This is a genomic window from Streptomyces sp. HPF1205, assembly GCF_020400825.1.
Taxonomy (GTDB): Bacteria; Actinomycetota; Actinomycetes; order Streptomycetales; family Streptomycetaceae; genus Actinacidiphila.
Genome location: NZ_JAINVH010000126.1, coordinates 1 through 845 on the forward strand (window position 1 = coordinate 1; position 845 = coordinate 845).

Genomic DNA, 845 nt, shown 5'->3' on the forward strand with positions numbered 1-845 from the left:
CCATGGCGGTGAGGATGGCGTCGGGGCCGAGTTCGAGGTAGGTGGTGGTGCCGTGGTGGTGGAGGGTGTGGATGGTGTCGTGGAAGCGGACGGTGTTGCGGATGTGGGTGGTCCAGTAGTCGGGTGATTGGGCTTGTTGGGGGGTGAGGGGTTGGCCGGTTTGGTTGGAGATGATGGGGATTTGGGGTGGTTGGTAGGTGAGTTGTGCGGCGATGTCGTGGAAGGTGTCGAGCATGGGTTGCATGTGGGGGGAGTGGAAGGCGTGGCTGACGTTGAGGGGGCGGGTTTTGTGGCCTTGGGTGGTGAGTTGTTGGGTGAGGTGGGTGAGGGTGGTTGTGGTGCCGGACAGGACGAGGGAGGTGGGTCCGTTGATGGCGGCGATGGCGATGTCGGGGTGGTTGTGGAGGAGGGGGGTGATGTCTTTTTCGGTGGCGGTGACGGCGAGCATGGTGCCGTTGGGGGGGAGTTGTTGCATGAGGCGGGCTCGTGCGGTGACGAGGGTGGCGGCGTCGTTGAGTGTGAGGACTCCGGCGAGGTGGGCGGCGGTGATTTCGCCGAGGGAGTGGCCGGTGAGGTGGTCGGGGTGGATGTTCCAGGTGGTGAGGAGGTGGTGGAGGGCGACTTGGAGGGCGAAGAGTGCGGGTTGGGTGTATTGGGTTTGGTTGAGGAGTTGGGCTTGGGGGGTGTTGTGGGGGGCGAACATGATGTCGCGCAGGGGTTGGGGGAGGTGGGGGTCGAGGGTGGCGCAGACGGTGTCGAGTGCGTGGGCGAACGCGGGGTAGGTGGCGTAGAGTTCGCGGCCCATGCCGGGGCGCTGACTGCCCTGACCGGTGAACAGGAACGCC

The 845-nt window shown here is 65.3% G+C and carries 1 protein-coding gene; it reads right to left on the bottom strand.

Translation table 11 applies throughout. The annotated features are described in order from the left end of the window. On the bottom strand, positions 1-805 hold an 805-nt coding region (locus tag K7G61_RS35935), incomplete at its 3' end, for an acyltransferase domain-containing protein (protein WP_263985272.1). Positions 806-845 lie beyond the last annotated feature (40 nt).